This is a genomic window from Paracoccus onchidii, assembly GCF_028294535.1.
Taxonomy (GTDB): Bacteria; Pseudomonadota; Alphaproteobacteria; order Rhodobacterales; family Rhodobacteraceae; genus Paracoccus; species Paracoccus onchidii.
Genome location: NZ_JAQBIE010000030.1, coordinates 1 through 16,198, shown reverse-complemented (window position 1 = coordinate 16,198; position 16,198 = coordinate 1). Strand labels below are relative to the sequence as shown.

General features: G+C 59.8%; 16 protein-coding genes. 5 read left to right on the top strand and 11 right to left on the bottom strand.

Translation table 11 applies throughout. The annotated features are described in order from the left end of the window. Positions 1-43 precede the first annotated feature (43 nt). Both PAF17_RS17460 and PAF17_RS17455 read right to left on the bottom strand, forming a co-directional pair. Positions 44-1,492, bottom strand: a complete 1,449-nt coding sequence (locus PAF17_RS17460; protein WP_271890384.1) for a carnitine 3-dehydrogenase — start codon at positions 1,490-1,492, stop codon at positions 44-46. Between the two features lie 23 nt (positions 1,493-1,515). Then, positions 1,516-2,442, bottom strand: coding sequence for a BKACE family enzyme (locus PAF17_RS17455; protein ID WP_271890383.1), 927 nt, complete (start codon positions 2,440-2,442; stop codon positions 1,516-1,518). A 161-nt stretch (positions 2,443-2,603) separates the two neighbouring features. On the opposite strand from PAF17_RS17455, the gene PAF17_RS17450 reads away from it, so the two are divergent. Continuing rightward, the gene (locus PAF17_RS17450; protein ID WP_271890382.1) at positions 2,604-3,551 is read left to right on the top strand and encodes a GlxA family transcriptional regulator; all 948 of its coding nucleotides are present in this window, start codon (positions 2,604-2,606) and stop codon (positions 3,549-3,551) included. Between the two features lie 122 nt (positions 3,552-3,673). Here PAF17_RS17450 and PAF17_RS17445 read toward each other — a convergent pair whose 3' ends face one another. The 8 genes from PAF17_RS17445 to PAF17_RS17410 all read right to left on the bottom strand — a co-directional run bounded on the left by PAF17_RS17445 (position 3,674) and on the right by PAF17_RS17410 (position 11,004). Next, positions 3,674-4,831 (bottom strand): CaiB/BaiF CoA transferase family protein, encoded by a 1,158-nt coding sequence (locus PAF17_RS17445; RefSeq protein ID WP_271890381.1) that lies wholly within the window; start codon positions 4,829-4,831, stop codon positions 3,674-3,676. A gap of 34 nt (positions 4,832-4,865) precedes the next feature. After that, positions 4,866-5,324 carry a MaoC/PaaZ C-terminal domain-containing protein gene (locus PAF17_RS17440; RefSeq protein ID WP_271890380.1) on the bottom strand — a complete coding sequence of 153 codons (459 nt, stop codon included), beginning with the start codon at positions 5,322-5,324 and terminating at the stop codon, positions 4,866-4,868. Between the two features lie 81 nt (positions 5,325-5,405). Beyond that, positions 5,406-6,584 carry a CaiB/BaiF CoA transferase family protein gene (locus tag PAF17_RS17435; protein ID WP_271890379.1) on the bottom strand — a complete coding sequence of 393 codons (1,179 nt, stop codon included), beginning with the start codon at positions 6,582-6,584 and terminating at the stop codon, positions 5,406-5,408. 43 nt (positions 6,585-6,627) lie between these two features. Beyond that, positions 6,628-7,404, bottom strand: a complete 777-nt coding sequence (locus tag PAF17_RS17430; RefSeq protein ID WP_271890378.1) for an IclR family transcriptional regulator — start codon at positions 7,402-7,404, stop codon at positions 6,628-6,630. A 24-nt stretch (positions 7,405-7,428) separates the two neighbouring features. Further along, complete coding sequence (locus tag PAF17_RS17425; protein WP_271890377.1) at positions 7,429-8,169, bottom strand: enoyl-CoA hydratase/isomerase family protein; 741 nt, start codon at positions 8,167-8,169, stop codon at positions 7,429-7,431. A gap of 6 nt (positions 8,170-8,175) precedes the next feature. Next, on the bottom strand, positions 8,176-9,462 hold the full coding sequence (locus PAF17_RS17420; RefSeq protein WP_271890376.1) for a TRAP transporter large permease: 1,287 nt from the start codon (positions 9,460-9,462) through the stop codon (positions 8,176-8,178). Continuing rightward, entirely contained in the window at positions 9,459-9,950 is a 492-nt protein-coding gene (locus PAF17_RS17415) for a TRAP transporter small permease (RefSeq protein WP_271890375.1), read from the bottom strand. Before PAF17_RS17415 ends, PAF17_RS17420 begins: the two co-directional genes overlap by 4 nt. A 58-nt stretch (positions 9,951-10,008) precedes the next feature. Beyond that, positions 10,009-11,004 (bottom strand): C4-dicarboxylate TRAP transporter substrate-binding protein, encoded by a 996-nt coding sequence (locus PAF17_RS17410; protein WP_271890374.1) that lies wholly within the window; start codon positions 11,002-11,004, stop codon positions 10,009-10,011. 134 nt (positions 11,005-11,138) lie between these two features. Here PAF17_RS17410 and PAF17_RS17405 point away from each other — a divergent pair, with 134 nt between their 5' ends. The 4 genes from PAF17_RS17405 (at position 11,139) to PAF17_RS17390 (ending at position 15,812) form a co-directional block, all read left to right on the top strand. Continuing rightward, the gene (locus PAF17_RS17405) at positions 11,139-12,263 is read left to right on the top strand and encodes an ABC transporter substrate-binding protein (RefSeq protein ID WP_271890373.1); all 1,125 of its coding nucleotides are present in this window, start codon (positions 11,139-11,141) and stop codon (positions 12,261-12,263) included. 3 nt (positions 12,264-12,266) lie between these two features. Next, positions 12,267-12,983: an SDR family NAD(P)-dependent oxidoreductase gene (locus PAF17_RS17400; RefSeq protein ID WP_271890372.1), complete on the top strand. Its 717-nt coding sequence runs from the start codon at positions 12,267-12,269 to the stop codon at positions 12,981-12,983. Positions 12,984-12,994: 11 nt separating this feature from the next. Then, positions 12,995-14,032, top strand: coding sequence for a zinc-binding dehydrogenase (locus PAF17_RS17395; RefSeq protein WP_271890371.1), 1,038 nt, complete (start codon positions 12,995-12,997; stop codon positions 14,030-14,032). Positions 14,033-14,195: 163 nt separating this feature from the next. Further along, positions 14,196-15,812, top strand: a complete 1,617-nt coding sequence (locus PAF17_RS17390) for a GMC family oxidoreductase (protein ID WP_271890370.1) — start codon at positions 14,196-14,198, stop codon at positions 15,810-15,812. Positions 15,813-15,892: 80 nt separating this feature from the next. On the opposite strand, the gene PAF17_RS17385 is transcribed toward PAF17_RS17390, so the two are convergent. Then, on the bottom strand, positions 15,893-16,198 hold a 306-nt coding region (locus tag PAF17_RS17385), incomplete at its 5' end, for a hypothetical protein (RefSeq protein ID WP_271890369.1).

Genomic DNA, 16,198 nt, shown 5'->3' with positions numbered 1-16,198 from the left:
GAAACGAATGCGCCGCCGCTGTTGACGCGGCGGCGCGGGGTTGTCACGCGGGTTCGGTTTGCGGGCTGGCTTTCGACCTTTCGCCAACATGGCGACCGATCCCCTCGGCGGGCAGGCCCGCATGGGCCGCCGCGTATTGCGACAGGTTGGCGGCAACCGCCGGCCCGGGCGGGCATGTCGCGCGGGACTTCAGGTCCACATGCAGCAGCATCACCTCGACCGTGGCTGCCAATTCGCCATCCGCGCGTGTCATGCGGTGGAACAGGTGCATTCGCTTGCCCGCGCCCTCGATAACCTGAGTCGTGATGCGCAGCCGGTCGCCGGCATGAACCTCGGCCAGATACCGGGTATGGGTCTCGACCGTGAAGAAGCTGTGCCCCGCAGCGACATAGGCCGCATCCGCGCCGATCATCTCGATAAAGCGATCTGTGGCATCCGACGCCGCGCGCAGATATTCGGCATCGTTCATGTGGCCGTTATAGTCGGTCCAGCTTGTCGGAACCTGCCGGTCTGCCGTCACCGGAAGATCGGCGGGCAGGGGTGCGGGCAAGGCGGCTTCATGTGCGGTGATCACGCCGCCCGCGCCGGTGCCCGTGCGGCGCAGCGCGCGTAGCATGCCCACGATATTGTCGTCGCGCAGGCGTTCCAGTTCGCGGATCGTCATATGCCCCGATTGGCTGTCGGATTGAGACGCGATCAGATCGACCAGTTCGTCATTGAATTCCGGCACGTCCATCAGCTTGGTCCAGGGCCAGGACAGGGCGGGGCCGAACTGTGACATGAAATGCTTCATGCCGGCTTCGCCACCCGCGATGCGATAGGTCTCGAACAGCCCCATCTGCGCCCACCTGATGCCAAAGCCCATCCGGATGGCTTCGTCGATTTCTTCGGTGGTGGCGATGCCATCCTTGACCAGCCACAGACTTTCGCGCCAGACGGCTTCAAGCAGGCGGTCGGCGATATGGGCGTCGATCTCCTTGCGCAGGGTCAGTGGATAGCAGCCCACCTCGCGCAGCAACGTGGACGCGCGGGCGCAGGTATCGGCCTCGCCCACCAATTCGATCAGCGGCAGCAGATAGACCGGGTTGAAGGGATGCGCGACGATGGCGCGGGCCCCCTCGGCATTCAGTTCCGAGGGTTTGAACCCCGAGGTCGAAGACCCGATCACGGCATTGGCCGGTGCAAGCGCACCAAGCTGACCAAGCACCTTGTGCTTCAGGGCCAGCGTTTCGGGCACGCTTTCCTGCACCCAGTCGGCATCCGCGACCGCGCTGGCCAGATCGTCATGCCAGCTCAGCCGTCCCTCGGGCGGCAATGCCCGATCATAAAGCGCGGGCAGCGCGCGCCGCGCATTGTCCAGAACCTCGCCGATCTTGCGTTCGGCCTGTGGGTCAGGGTCAAAGATCGCGACGTCCCAGCCGTTCAGCAGGAACCGCGCGGCCCAGCCGCCGCCAATCACGCCACCGCCGATGATCGCGGCCTTTCTTGTCATGCTGCTCTCCTGTTGCGTCATTGTCATGCCACCGCATTCGCGACCGGGGCCTGCTTGCGAAGGCCCAGTTTGCGGCGCACCTCTTCGGGGCCGATGATCCTGGCACCCATGTTCCCGATCAGCGACGCGGCGCGTTCGACCAGCTGCGCGTTCGTTGCCAGAACCCCCTTGTCGAGGAACAGGTTGTCTTCAAGGCCGACGCGGACATTCCCGCCGCCCAGAACCGAGGCCGAAACATAAGGCATCTGGTCGCGGCCAAGGCTGAAGGCCGACCAGGTCCAGTCCGAGGGCACATTGTTCACCATGGCCATGAAGGTGTTCAGATCGTTGGGCGCGCCCCAGGGAACTCCCATGCACAGCTGCACCAGCGCGGGCGAGGTAAGCGTGCCTTCCTCGACCAGTTGCCTTGCGAACCATAGATGCCCGGTATCAAAGGCCTCGATCTCGGGTTTGACACCCAGCCGGGTCATCATCGCGCCCATGGCGCGCAGCATGCCGGGCGTGTTCGTCATGACGTAATCGGCCTCGGCAAAGTTCATCGTGCCGCAGTCCAGCGTGCAGATCTCGGGCAGGCATTCCGTGATATGGGCCATGCGTTCGGTCGCGCCGATCATGTCGGTGGCGGCGGCATTGACCGGAAACGGAGCCTCGGAAGATCCGAAGACGATATCGCCGCCCATGCCCGCCGTCAGGTTCAGGACGACATCGGTATCGGACTCGCGGATGCGGTCCGTCACTTCGCGATACAGCGCAAGATCACGCGAGGGCGCGCCGGTTTCGGGATCGCGGACATGGCAATGCACGATGGCGGCACCCGCCTTTGCGGCATCGATCGCGCTTTCGGCGATCTCGCGGGGCGAGCGGGGGACATGCGGGCTGCGGTCCTGCGTGCCGCCCGATCCGGTCACGGCACAGGTGATGAAAACCTCGCGATTCATGCTTAGCGGCAAGGCTATCTCCTTCCTTGAATTTCTGGCCTTTGATTTGCGGCCCGGCCGGGCCATCCCCTCGGACAGGCGGAGCCGGGGGTGTTTTGCGAACATAGGGGTTCACAGCTGGCGCTGATTGTCTAATAATGCCATTTAATTGTCATAATTGGCCCCGTTTCCTGATGCCCCGCTATGCTGTCCTGTTGTTTGACGGCTTTTCGAACTTTGTGCTGTCATCGCTGATCGAGCCGCTTCGCGCGGTGCATGATCACGGCTATCCCGATCTGTCATGGTGCGTGGTCACGCCCGATGACGGGCCAGTGCGCAGTTCCAGCGGCTTGCGGGTGCTGCCCGATATCGCGCTGGCGGATCTGGGTGCGCCCGACGCGCTGCTGGTTGTGGCGGGCTATGGGTTTCGCGACCATGCCGCGGGGCGGACCGGGGCGCTGTTGCGGCGGGTGGCGCGACGGGGCACGCGGCTGATCGGGGCAGATTGCGGGTCGTGGCTGATCGCGCAGGCGGGGCTGTTGCAAGGTCATGCAGCAACCCTGCACTGGAGCGTGCTTGCCGATTTCGCCGAAACATTCCCCGATGTTCTGGTCAGCCATCAGCGCTATGTTCTTGACGGTCCGGTCTGGAGCAGCGGTGGCGCGGCCTCGTCGCTTGACATGATGCTGGCACTGGTGGGTCGGCTGTTCGGACCCGCCGCGGCCTTTGCCGCCACGTCGATGTTCCTGCATGATGCGGCGCGCAAGCAGGCCGGATCACGCATTGGACTGGGGATCGGCAGCCGCGGATCACAGAAGCTGCAACAGGCGATCCGCGTCATGGCCGAGAATGTCGAAACCCCGCTTTCCCAGCCGGAACTGGCCGCGTCGATCGGGACGTCGCGGCGCAGCCTAAGCCGGATGTTCCAATCCGAGATCGGCATGGGGCCGGGACGATATGCCCAGATGCTGCGTCTGGCGCGCGCACGGGAACTGGCATCTTCCACCGATCTGTCGTTGCAAGAGATTGCCCTGCGTTGCGGCTATTCCGACGCGGCGGCGCTGGAAAAGGCATTTCGCCGCACCTATGGCCAGCCGCTGCGGCGTTGGGTCGGACGACGGCCCAAATCCTCGGGCGGTTAGGCGGCCGAGCCGCCCTGCCGTATTCACTTCACGGCACCCACTGAAACGTTCGAGTTTCAAGCGGGCGATATGTTCCATCTGCACCTGCCGCGGTTACTGTTATTGGTGCCGTCCGGGGGTGATCATATGTCGAATTCCTTCCGGATGCTGGCGGAATCCGCACCGATAGAAGGTGCGCCCTGACGGCTTGCCGGTCGATGGCCGTTTATTCGAAGTGGCGAACGTGTCAGGCGCATGGTGCGACCGTCGCACCGCTCGACGCTTTGCAACATGTCCAGTCGTTGAAAGGCTTCATGCTTTAGCAGGTCCTGCCATTCCAGAACCTTGGCGCACCAAATATCGTGGGGCTCTAGCAGCGCGAGCCAATGATCGGTTGTGGCATCAGCCAGATGCGTTGCGATAATTTGCTTGATGGTGTCGCGTTCCGCGAACCAGCTTTCTGGTGCGCTGGCAAAGACGTCAAGAGCAGGCAGCCCAAGTAAATCGGCAAGCCGATCAATCGGCGTCATCGCGATTGCGATATAGCCGTCCAGCGTTTGATAAACCCCATAGGGCGCCGACAGCCCTGCATGGGCAGATCGATGCGTGGCCCGGCGCGGCGGCCGGCCACCGTCGTTCAGGTGTGTGGCCAGCATTTCGAACTGAAAATCTATCATGCTTTCCAGCAGGCTGGTCTCGACATGGCAGCCCGTGCCGCTGATGCCTTTGCGCACCAGCGACGCCAATATGCCCTGAACAAGATTGGCCCCCGCAAACATATCGGCAATCGCCAGACCGAAGGGAACAGGCCCCTGACCGTCATCGCCGTTCAGCCACATCACGCCGGATCGTGCCTGCGCAAGCAGATCCTGACCGGGATATCGCGCCCAGGGGCCGTCTGGCCCATAGCCCGACACCGAGCCATAGACGATATGTGGCGCGAATTTTTGCATGTCATCATACCCAAGCCCAAGGCGTTCGATGACGCCGGGCCGGAAATTCTGGATGACCACGTCAGCCTTGGAAATAAGCTTTTTCAATGCCGCCATGTCGCCGGCATTCTTCAGATCCAGTGCAATACTTTGCTTGCCCCGGTTAATCGCGTGAAAGATCGTGCTGTCGCCGTCAAGCATCGTGTCAGACAGATAGAGGCTGCGCGAAAGATCGCCTTTGCCCGGGCGTTCGACCTTGATGACGCGTGCGCCCAGATCCTGCAATCGTAAGGAAGCATAGGGGCCGGCAAGAAACTGGGACAGGTCGATAACCAACAGACCTGTCAGCGGAAGATGATCGGGCGGCATGATTTGATTTGGCCTTTCGTGCTTTGATCCGGGCTCAGGGCCTGTCCGGAGAACCGGCTTTCCCGACCAGGTAAAGGTGGTCACATGCAAGCACGACCTGATCATGTTGGTTGATGATCTCGATGGCTTCGTGAACGAATCCGACATCGGAACGCTTTGGGTGATCGCGCTTTTCGCTGATGCGGGTTCTGGTGCGGATCGTGTCGCCGATATGGACCGGCCGGATAAAGCGCAACCGGTCATAGCCATAGGACATTGCATGCGGGTTGATGGTCGATGCCGTCATGCCGATACCCACCGAGAACACCAAGGTGCCATGCGCGATCCTTTGTCCGATGTCTTGGGTGGCACACCATTCCTTGTCCATGTGATGGGGAAAGAAATCGCCGGTATGTCCGGCATGGACGATGAAATCGGTTTCGGTGATTGTGCGCCCGAATGTCAGTCTGCCGCTGTCGATCTCGTAATCTTCGTAATATTGCTCAACAATCACTGTATTCCTCGTGTGTTGGGGTCATTCTGGGCAAGATTGCGTGTCAGCCGTGCCTGCTGGTCGTGAGCTTCCATAGCCGGGTTACCCGGGCAGCAATTCGTTGCGAATTTGTGGGTTGTCTGCGCCAAGTGCAGGGGCACCGCGTCCGTTCCTGGGAACAGCGCCATCCAGCCTGATCGGGCATCGCGTTACAATGGCGGTGCTGCCGTCCGGGCCGCTGACCTGCGTGATCGGATCAAGCGCCTGAAAGCCGTCAGAGCCTGTGAACTCGGTCCAGTTCATGACCTTGGCGCACCAGATATCGGCCGCTTCCAGCACGCCCAACACATCATCCAGATTGTGTCCCGCCAGGGCTTCGGTCAGGATCGCCTTGATCTCTTCGCGTTTTGAGAAAGCCTCGTCCTGGCTGAACTGATCAAGTGCCGAGATTTCAAGGAGTTTCGCCAGAGCAGAGATCGGCGTCATGGCGATCGCCAGATAGCCGCCATCGAGCTGATAGATGCCATATGGGGCGGCACCATAAACATTGGCGTTGCTGGTTGCGCTGCGTTCGGGCAGCGATCCATCGCCATTCAAATGCGAGGTGAGATGTTCGATCTGCAGGTCTATTGCCGAACTCATCAGGTCAACCTCGACCAATCCGCCCCTGCCGGTTCGTTCCCGCCTGAACAACTGTGCCAGAATGCCCTGAACCAGATTTCCGGCAGTGGCGATATCGACCAGCGGAAAGCCGACAGGGACGGGATCGTCATCGCCATTGCCCGATAGCCAGGCCATGCCCGAGAGTGACTGAACCAGCAGATCCTGTCCCGGCTTGTCGCGCCACGGCCCTTTGTTGCCGTAACCGGTCACCGAGGCATAGACGAGTGTCGGGTTGATTTCCCGGATCTGATCGAAGCCCAGTCCCAGGCGTTCCATGATGCCGGGGCGAAAATTGTGGATAAGAACGTCAGCCGATCTGATCAGAGCTTTCACATCCTTCAGGTCTTCGGCGTCCTTCAGATTGGCGGCATAACTACGCTTGCCGCGGTTGAAGGTATGAAAAAGCAGGCTGTCACCGGCGAATTTCTGATCGCGTATGGCCAACGCACGACAGGCATCACCGCCTTGCGGGCGCTCGATCTTGATGACATCCGCGCCAAGATCGGCAAGTCTCATGGCTGCAACCGGTCCTGCCAGAAACTGTGCGAAATCAAGCACCCTGACACCGGCAAGCGGGAGATCATCTTGATCAAGCGTGGGGATCGTATGTTCAGTCATCATCGTCCTCTGTCCGAATTTGGCCCGGACGAGGCGCGGATGATCAGTCCCCCAGCCAGCCCAGTGCGCGTGATAGTTGCCTTGCGTTCTCGCGGATGATTTCCAGCGTTTCCGCCGCGGTTGTTTTCATGTTGGATTGGTCGATATGTCCGCAGGTGATCGCACCGACGACGCCCCTGTTGTCGAAAACCGGCGCCGAAAGGTTCCTGACCCCTTTCACGATCTGGCTTTCGCTGTCGTCGTATCCATGAAGGGAAATATCCTGCAGCCGCTTTCGAATGGCGTCGCGCGCGTCTGCGGGTGCGCGTCCGGCGAAACGGTTCTGCGCCTCTGGATCGGAGTGTGCGACCACGACCATTCCGGTGCTTGTCATCAGTGCCGGAAACATCGCGCCCGTCCGGACCGCGTAGCCGGCCGGACGCGGGCTTGCGACCGATGCCAGGATCAGGATGTTCGCGCGATTCAGCACGCCCAGATGGCAGGATTGTTCCGTAATGGCCGCAATGCGTTCCAGCACCGGGACCGCCTTGTTCAGCATGCGTTCGGTGACAGGATTGCGATGTGCCAGTTCGAACAGCCGTGGCGTCAGGCTGTAACGTGACGTATCGGGATCTTGCTGCAAATAGTCGCGTTCGACCAGATACAGGACGACGCGGTATATCTCTCCCATCGAGCGTTCGAGGGCTTCGACCAGCTCGTTCATCGTCAGGCCGTCGCGATGACTGGACAGAACTTCCAATATATCCAGCGCCTTTTCCACCGCCGGAACAGAGGCCTTCTTGCGTGGGCCTTGTGTCGCGTCCTCTGTCTGCGCAGCCATATACCGTCCCTTGCATCATGAATGTCATCCGGACTTTACCTTGTCGCGCTCGACCTTTGCAAAGCAAAGCGACATCAGCTCGTTGTCATAGCGTAGGCCCTGTGAAACGGTGGTGTCGCCGGCGTTGCGCACTGCGGCCTTGACGGCCTGGGTGGCCACGCTGGAATGGGCTGCAATGCTGGTGGCAAGTTCACGTGCGGCATCCGTTTCGGCACCAACGTCGACCAGCATTTCAATCATGCCCCAGCCCTGAGCGGTTTCGGCGTCGAAACGCTGCGCGGTCAGCAGCACCTGCATCGCCCGGCCATAGCCGCATAGCCGAACCAGATGCTGCGCCGCGCCGCCCGCGCCATTCCATCCCAACGCGACCTCGGGCGCGGAAAAGATGGTCGAGCGCGCGGCGACGCGCAGATCACATGCCAAGGCGATTTCCATGCCGCCCCCAAGCGCCCAGCCTTTGGTCGCCGCGATCAGGGGTTTTCGCACAGCCAGGATCGGCGGGATGTAGTCATAACGGTTGCGCCATGCCCAGAAATCCTCATAGCCCTCCAGCGCCTTGATGTCGGAGCCGGCACAAAAAGCGCGATCACCTGCGCCGCGGATGATTCCGACCCTGAGGTTGTCATCGGCATCCAGATCGGCACAAGCCTGCCCGATGTCGCGATACATGCGGGGCGTCAGGGCGTTGTGCTTTTGCGGACGATTCAGGACGATTTCGCCGATCGCGCCGTTTCGTTCCAGATATATGTTCCCGTCACTGCTCATTTTTCGTCATCCTTGTCCGAATTTCAGATCTGGCAACCAAAGCGACAGCTGCGGAACCAGCGTCACCACCAGCAGCATCGCAAATAGCAGCGCATAGAAGGGCAGGGCTGCCTGTATGAAGCGGCGTATCGAGACACCGGTGATCGCGCATGTCGTGAACATCAAGGTGCCCAGTGGGGGGGTCACGCCAGCGATGGTCAGGTTCAGAACCATGACGATGCCGAAATGAACCGGGTCGACGCCAAGGGTGACCACGACCGGCACCAGAATGGGTGTCAGCAGGATCAGTGCGGCCGATCCTTCCAGGAACATACCTACGGCGATCAGCATCAGGTTGATCAGCAAAAGTAGCAGGATCGGGTTTGATGTCAGGGTCAGCATCCAATCGGCCACGGCCGAAGGAATGCGTTCCCACGTCATGTAGAAGCCGAAGCCGTTGGCCATGCAGATGACCAGCAACACCACGGCCGTCGCCTGACTGGTCTGTTCCAGGATCGGGCGCAGGTGGCTCCATTTCAGCTCACGCAGGACAAGACCGATAATGACCGCAAAGGCGACTGCACAGGCACCGGCCTCGGTCGGGGTAAAGATGCCAAGGCGAATGCCGACAACGATGCCTGCAGGAACCAGCAATGCAAGACCTGCGGCCCGCAAGGCGACCCATCGCTGATGCCAGCTTGCGGGCTTGTCCTGACTGGGGCGCATACCGTTGCGGCGCGCAAGGACCGCGACCAGCATCATCATTGCACCGCATAGCACGATACCGGGCACAATTCCGGCCAGAAACAGCTTTCCGATCGAGACATCGCCCATGAACCCATAAAGGATCAGCCCGATACCCGGAGGGATAATGACGCTGATGATCGCCGAACTGGCGGTTACCGCGGCAGAGAACGCCCTGTCATACCCGCGTGCCGACATTTCCGGCACCAGAACGCGCGCCTGCATGGCCGCATCAGCATTGGCCGAACCCGCCACGCCACCCATCAGGGTCGACAGTAACACGTTCACCTGCGCCAGACCGCCACGCCAGTGACCTGTCATCGCTTCGGCCAGATCCATCATCCGGCGCGTGATGCCAGCATAGTTCATGACCACGCCTGTCATGATGAATAGCGGCACGGCCAGCAATGGAAAGGAATGTGTGACGGCCACAATCCGCTGGATGAATATTTCCGTCGGCATCGTGCCCGAAACGACAAAGAAGAACATGCCGGCCATGCCGATTGCCATTGCGACGGGAATGCCGATTGCGATGGCCGCCAGCAGGATGATGATTGGCAGAACGCTCACAGGACATCCCCTTCGGACATTGGGCCGGCTGTCTTGTCTATTCCCGTCAGGCGCAGCAGATCTGTCAGCGCCATGAGGCTGAACGACAAGAGCGGGGCGAGGTATACAAGCGAAAAGGGAATGCGCAGCACTGGTGACGGGCGTGTCGCCCCTTTGATCATCATCTGATAGCTGAGAAACGCGGCGCAGGTCAGGAACGCCAAGGTCAGCAACCGGGCGGTCATTGCGACGATGCGTTGCCCCGACGCCGGCAAGAGACCCAGGAACAGGTCGATATAGATATGGCGGTTCTCACGGAATGCGGTTGCGGCACCGACAAAGACGACCCAGGTGAAAAGTATGCCTGACAATTCGCTGGTCCAGACGGCGGGTTTTGCCGTGACATAGCGGGTCAATACACCCCACAGGACGGCAAGCACGATGCCGATTGTCGCGCAATAGGCGATCCATCGCTCGGCCCATTCGACATAGCCAAAGATTCGAAGCATCAGCGTTCTCCCCCCAACGGAATGATCGGTTCGCGCGGGGCGCGAACCGATGGACCTGTTACTGCTGCAGCAGTTCGACGACGCTTTGGTGCAAGCCGTCGGTCCAGTCGGGGAATTGATCATAGACCGGCAATGTAGCCTGACGGAAAGCCTCGGTATCGACATCGCGATTGAAGGTGACACCTTCATCGGTCAGTTTTTGTTCCCATTCTTCCTGCGACGACAGCATCAGATCGGTCATGAAATCACCGGCTGCCAGGGCCTCTTCCTTTAAAACAACCTGAATGTCCTCGGGCAGGGATGCCAGATAATCGGCATTCATGATCAGACCGGTAAAGGCCTTGAAATGGCCGGTCAGGGAAATCACGCTTTTTACTTCGTGCAGCTTGGCGCCGTAAATGGACGGCAACGGCGCCTCGGCCCCTTCGACCACACCAGCCGACAGACCGGAATAAACCTCGGGCCAGGGCAGCTGGGTCGGGCGGGCACCAAGTGCGTCGAAAGTTTCGATCCACATCTTGTTGGGCAGCACGCGGAAGGTCATGCCGTCCAGATCCGCGGGCGATGAGATCGGTTTGTCTGCAAGCATATGCCGCTGGCCGAAAAACCAGTTCATTGCCAGCAGCTCGATTCCCGTTTCGGCGCGCAGTCGGTCTGTCATATCCGTAAACAGATCCGAGGTGACGACGGCGGTGAAATCACGCGGGTCGTCGATCAGATAAGGGCCGCCCAGAACACCGAAATCCGCGACGAAATCCGCCAGATAGGCCGGGTCAGCCGCTGTCATGATCGGCGCGCCTGCGCGAATTTGTTCATACAGCTCCAGATTGGTGCCAAGCGTTCCATTTGGATAGATCGAAATCTCGACCTGACCGTCGGTTCGTTCAGCCACGTTCCTGGCGAATTCTTCCATTGCCTGATGAACCGGCTCCTTGTCGGACGTCACGTGACCAAGGCGAATCTCGTAGTCGGCGGCCATCGTTGCGTTCGCGGTCAGCACAATGCCGGCTGACAGCACGACACCAGCAGCAGCTTTTGTGAATCCATATCCCATTGTTTTCCCTCCCAGAGTGACCCGTGCATGTTTGCGTCCCGGGCATATGTCTGGAGGCAGATTAACAAAACACTTGCTTATGTCAAAGTAATTTTCATATATGTAAAACTCGAATGATGTGATGGGAGGCATGGATGTCCGCAAAATCGAAGCTAAGGGGCATGACCTGGGACCACCCGCGCGGCTATGAATGCGTGGTTGCCGCATCGGCCGCCTACGAGCGGGAAACCGGCGTCAGCATTCAGTGGGACAAGCGTTCGCTACAGGCATTTGCAGATGCGCCGATTGATCAATTGGCGCGCGACTATGATTTCATTGTGCTGGACCATCCCCATGTCGGCCTGATTGCCGAGCAGGGCGCGTTGCTGCCGCTGGCCCCGCCGCAAGATTCGGATGCTGGAATGGGCGGTTCGCCCGAAAGCTATTTCTGGAACGGCGCGTGTTGGGCCTATGCGATAGACGCGGCTTGCCAGATGGCGGTTTGCCGGCCGGACCTGACTGACCGCCTGCCGCACACATGGGAGGATCTGTCCGGCCCCGAGGGCGCCACGTTCCGGGCGATTACGCCGCTTCTGCCCGTCGATGCCTTTGACATGATGATGACGCTGGTCGCAGGTCGGGGTGAGGAAAACCTGCCTCACGGTGACGACCAATTCACCTCGGATGCAAATAGCATTTATGCGCTGAACATCCTCAAGGCGCTCTATCGTCTCGGACCTTCCGAGGCGGTGTCGATGAATCCCATCAAGGTGCTGGAAGCTTTGTCCTCGACGGACGAGTTTGCCATGTCGCCTTGCCTGTTCGGCTATGTAAATTATGCACGGCCCGGCTTTCGGCCACGTCAGCTGCGCTATTTCGATCTGCCCGTCAGCGCTCAGGGCGGCACGCGGCGCGCCATTCTGGGCGGCGCAGGGATTGGGGTTTCCGCGCAGACGGCAGATCCCGAAGCGGCGCGGTCCTTTGCGGCCTGGCTTGCGTCAGAGCGGGTGCAGTCCGGCGTCTATCTGGAAAATGAAGGCCAACCGGCCAATCGCCACAGCTGGCAGGCCAAACGACACGACCCGGCCTACCGTGGGTTTTTCGAAGGTGGCTGGTCCACGATGGACAACGCGTGGACCCGCCCTCGAGCGCCTTGGTTTCTGGGATTTGTCGACGACGTTTGCGAAATGTTTCCTGCGTTTTTTCTGCAGGACCGGGACGCAGAGGCATTCCTGGCCGAACTGAACAGCGCCTTTAGACATCATTACAAAGGAAAATAGACCATGCCGGTTGCAGTTATCACAGGTGGAAACAAGGGGCTTGGCCTTGCGCAAAGCCGGCGCTTTCTGGATGCCGGCTACAAGGTTGTGGTCATTGCACGCAGTCGGGGCGAGGTCGACAGGCTGAGCGGCGATATTCGCGTCGTGGAACATGATCTCGGTGGTTCTGCCTCTGCTGAATATCTGGACGCGATTCATGACGAAGAGGGCGGTCTGGACGTCTTGGTCAACAATGCCGGGGTGCATCTGAAAAAGCCGATCTGGGACGTGTCTGCCGACGAATTGGAGCATGTTCTGAACATCAATATTCGTGCGATGTTTCTGGCTTGCGGCAGATATATCGCCCTGCAACGCGAGGCGGGCGGTGCGATCGTGAATATTGCCTCGATGGGCGGTATCATGGCGCTGCCATCTGCGGCGGCATATGTCACGGCGAAAACCGGCGTGGTCGGGCTGACCCGATCGGTCGCGGTAGACGCCGCGCAGTTCGGAATAAGGTGCAATGCCGTATCGCCCGGTTTTATCGACACGGATATGACCCGTGCCGTTCTTGCCAAGGATCCCGCGCGGCGTGAACGGATCGAGCGACGCATCCCGACGCATGGTTTTGGCTCACCCGAAGACGTTGCGAACGCGATTTTTTATCTGGCGTCTGAACAGGCCGCTTATGTCAATGGCGTCAATCTGCCCGTCGATGGCGGCTATGCGATTGGCTTCTAAGGAAAATAACGATGAGCTATACCCAAACCCGATTGATCGCCGCGCAAAGAATAGAGCTCGCCGAGCAGACTGCCGATACCCCGATCGTCAACGGTCACGCCCGCTTGCGGCTGGCCGCTGCCAGCCTGTGTGGAACCGACCTTCACTACTATACCCATTTTGCCAATGCCGGTTTCCAGTTGCAGAACCCTGTAACGCTTGGGCATGAGGCATGTGCATGGGTCGTCGATCCAAATGGTTCGGATCTGGTCGCCGGACAACTCGTTGCGCTGAACCCGATCATGAATTGTCAGGAATGCGCGGCCTGTCTGCGTGGCGAAGAAAATCTGTGCTCGGCCAAAAGATTCCCCGGATCGGCGACAACCGTTCCACATCTGGATGGATTTTTCCGAGACGTGATCGACCATCCGGTTCGGTGCTGCCGTCCCGTGGCCGAGGGCGTCGATCCACGTCACCTGACCTTTGCGGAGCCGCTTGCCTGTGCCCTGCATTCTCTGAACAAGGGCGGCGTTGCCGAAGGTCAGTCGGTGCTGGTCACGGGCTGTGGTCCGATGGGGCTGTTGGCGATTGCAGGGGCGGCCGCGCGCGGTACGTGTGTCACGGCACTCGATCTGCGCCCCGGTGCGGTCGAGGTCGCGTTGAAAGCGGGCGCGAAAGCCGGCCTTGTTGCAGGGCAGTTTGACGAAGCGGATCTGGAGCGCAAGTTCGATGTCGTGATCGAGGCCAGTGGCGCCATCCCGGCGTTCAATACCGGCCTGAAGGCGTTGAGGCAAAAAGGGCGCCTGTCGATTCTTAGCAACATCCAGCCGCGGGACGCCCAGGTGATGCTGCATCTTGTGATGCTGAAAGAGATCGAGATCGTCGGTTCGTTCCAGTTCAATGCCGAATTTGAAGAGGCCGTGCAGCTGGTCGAGGCTGGGCGGATCAACTTCGACGCGTTGACGGCTGCGACATACCGCCTGGCTGACGCTGGGGCCGCCTTGGACGAGATGGCCGCAGGCAAAGCCTTTGGGAAAATTGTTCTGCTGGGAGCGAGCAGTCAGATTTGATACGATCAAAATAGAAGATATTGCATGATTGAAAAAATCATCAAAAGGAAATATCAGTTTTGATCATACGAAAAGCGCTTTGCCGGGAGGCTGCAGGGCGCTGATAACGGCAGAGACGGTAATCAGAAGCGAGCCTGTGGGATTGCTGCAGGGAGGAAGATGGATGATCGAGACATTTGACCATATCGTCGTCGGGGGCGGTTCGGCTGGGGCTGTTGCCACCTCGCGGCTTGTGGAGGGCGGTGCGCGTGTATTGTTGCTGGAAGGTGGTCATCATCACCGGCACCCCTTGCTGGATATGCCGCCCGGTGTCTTCAAGCTGCTAAAGAACGGGTCCAGGTTCTTTCGGACCCACCAGACCGTGCCACAAGAGCAGCTTGGAGGGCGCCGCACCGAGATCCCACAGGGGAATGTTCTGGGCGGCGGGTCGACGGTCAATGGCCAGGCTTATGTTCGCGGACGGCCCGATGACTATGATGAATGGCATCGGATTCTGCGTGGAAATAACGATGCGGTCAGCTGGGCATGGAAGGATGTTCTTCCACATTTTCGTCGGCTGGAAGGGAACCGCAAGTTCAACGACGATCTGCATGGCTGCGAGGGAAAGCTTGTCGTATCCGATCCCGGCCATATCGACGATATGGCGCGCTGGTTTGTGCAGGCCCTGCAAGCGCAGGGCGAGCCGTTCAACCCCGACTTCAACGGCAAATCGCAGCGCGGTGCGGGTTACTTCCAGTTCACGCACAGTCAGGGACAGCGATATTCGACGGCGTATTCCTTTCTGGACCCGTTGAAGGACAATCCGAATCTGACGATCAGGCTGGAATCGCAAGTGCAGCGTATCCTGATCGAAGGCGGTCGTGCCGTCGGCGTTGAATACAAGGATGCCGCGGGAAATCTGAAAACAGTGCGCAGCGATGGCGAAGTCCTGATTTCCGCTGGTGCGCTGATCAGCCCGAAGATCCTGATGCTGTCCGGATTGGGCCCTGCGGATCATCTGCGCGAACACGGCATTGATGTGATCGAGGATATGCCCGGCGTCGGACAGAATTTGCAGGACCATCCCGATGTTTCGATCGTTGCCCGCGCGAACGGCCCATACGGTTATTTCAAGCAGGATCGCGGCTGGAACATGTTGCGCAATGGCCTTGAGTTCAAGCTGTTCGGCAGGGGCTTGATTACCACGACCGGCCTCGAAGCGGCGTGTTTCGTGAACCCCTCCGATCCCGAGGCCCCCCCCACCCATGAAGCTTATTGCATCCCGGTCATGTATCTGAACCCCGAGCAGGCCAAGACCATCCCCGAGGATTATGGCGTTTCGATTCAGATGGTTCTGCTCAAGCCTCATTCACGCGGGGCCGTGCGCCTTGCATCGGCGGATCCGGCCGCGATGCCCCTGGTCGATCCGGCTTTTCTGTCGGATCAGCGCGATATGGCCGAGATGATCAAGGGGTTGCGCTATTTCCGCAAAACCATGGATATGCCGCCGCTGGCAGAGCGCATCGCCGAGGTGGTCGCACCGCTGGATTATTCCGACGCGGCGCTGACGGAACATTGCCGCAAGGTGGTAAAGACGAATTTCCACCCGGCCGGAACCGCGAAAATGGGTGCCGATGGTGACCGGATGGCCGTTCTGGATGCCCGGATGCGTGTGCGCGGCATCGCCGGTTTGCGCGTGTGTGACATGTCGGCAGTGCCCGAGATCCCGGCAGGGAATACCAATGCCCCAGCGATGGTCCTGGGTGATCGCTGCGCCGACTTGGTGCTGGGTGCATTGTGAGATGATCTGCATCCCTGACAGCGCCAAACACCATATTTCGTGCCAGGTTCCAACGCGAACCGGCTTTCCCAAACTAAGTGTCAAAGGCTGGTGGTCCCATGTCTGATCTTGGAAGATTGCTTCGCGAAAAGAACATCATATTCGTTACCGTGGCGCTGTGTTTGGTGTTTTTCCTCATCAGCCCGCGATTCCTCAGCATGGACAACATGTCGGCGATCTCGCGTCAGATCGTGCCGATCGGGTTGATCGCCCTGGGTCAGTTCTTCGGGTACTGTAAAGTTAACCTGTCTGTCTGGAAATAGGGGCTGATGGCAGTTTTCACGCGGCACTGAGTTGTGCGATGTCGCGCCACGCATCCATGGCCACAGCGCGGAGTTCTCGAAAAT

Coding starts and splice junctions, on each gene's coding strand:
- PAF17_RS17415 (WP_271890375.1), bottom strand. CDS start 9,950: ATGCTTCGAATCTTTGGCTATGTCGAATGGGCCGAGCGATGGATCGCC.
- PAF17_RS17410 (WP_271890374.1), bottom strand. CDS start 11,004: ATGGGATATGGATTCACAAAAGCTGCTGCTGGTGTCGTGCTGTCAGCC.
- PAF17_RS17430 (WP_271890378.1), bottom strand. CDS start 7,404: ATGGCTGCGCAGACAGAGGACGCGACACAAGGCCCACGCAAGAAGGCC.
- PAF17_RS17435 (WP_271890379.1), bottom strand. CDS start 6,584: ATGACTGAACATACGATCCCCACGCTTGATCAAGATGATCTCCCGCTT.
- PAF17_RS17400 (WP_271890372.1), top strand. CDS start 12,267: ATGCCGGTTGCAGTTATCACAGGTGGAAACAAGGGGCTTGGCCTTGCG.
- PAF17_RS17450 (WP_271890382.1), top strand. CDS start 2,604: ATGCCCCGCTATGCTGTCCTGTTGTTTGACGGCTTTTCGAACTTTGTG.
- PAF17_RS17395 (WP_271890371.1), top strand. CDS start 12,995: ATGAGCTATACCCAAACCCGATTGATCGCCGCGCAAAGAATAGAGCTC.
- PAF17_RS17445 (WP_271890381.1), bottom strand. CDS start 4,831: ATGCCGCCCGATCATCTTCCGCTGACAGGTCTGTTGGTTATCGACCTG.
- PAF17_RS17460 (WP_271890384.1), bottom strand. CDS start 1,492: ATGACAAGAAAGGCCGCGATCATCGGCGGTGGCGTGATTGGCGGCGGC.
- PAF17_RS17390 (WP_271890370.1), top strand. CDS start 14,196: ATGATCGAGACATTTGACCATATCGTCGTCGGGGGCGGTTCGGCTGGG.
- PAF17_RS17405 (WP_271890373.1), top strand. CDS start 11,139: ATGTCCGCAAAATCGAAGCTAAGGGGCATGACCTGGGACCACCCGCGC.
- PAF17_RS17425 (WP_271890377.1), bottom strand. CDS start 8,169: ATGAGCAGTGACGGGAACATATATCTGGAACGAAACGGCGCGATCGGC.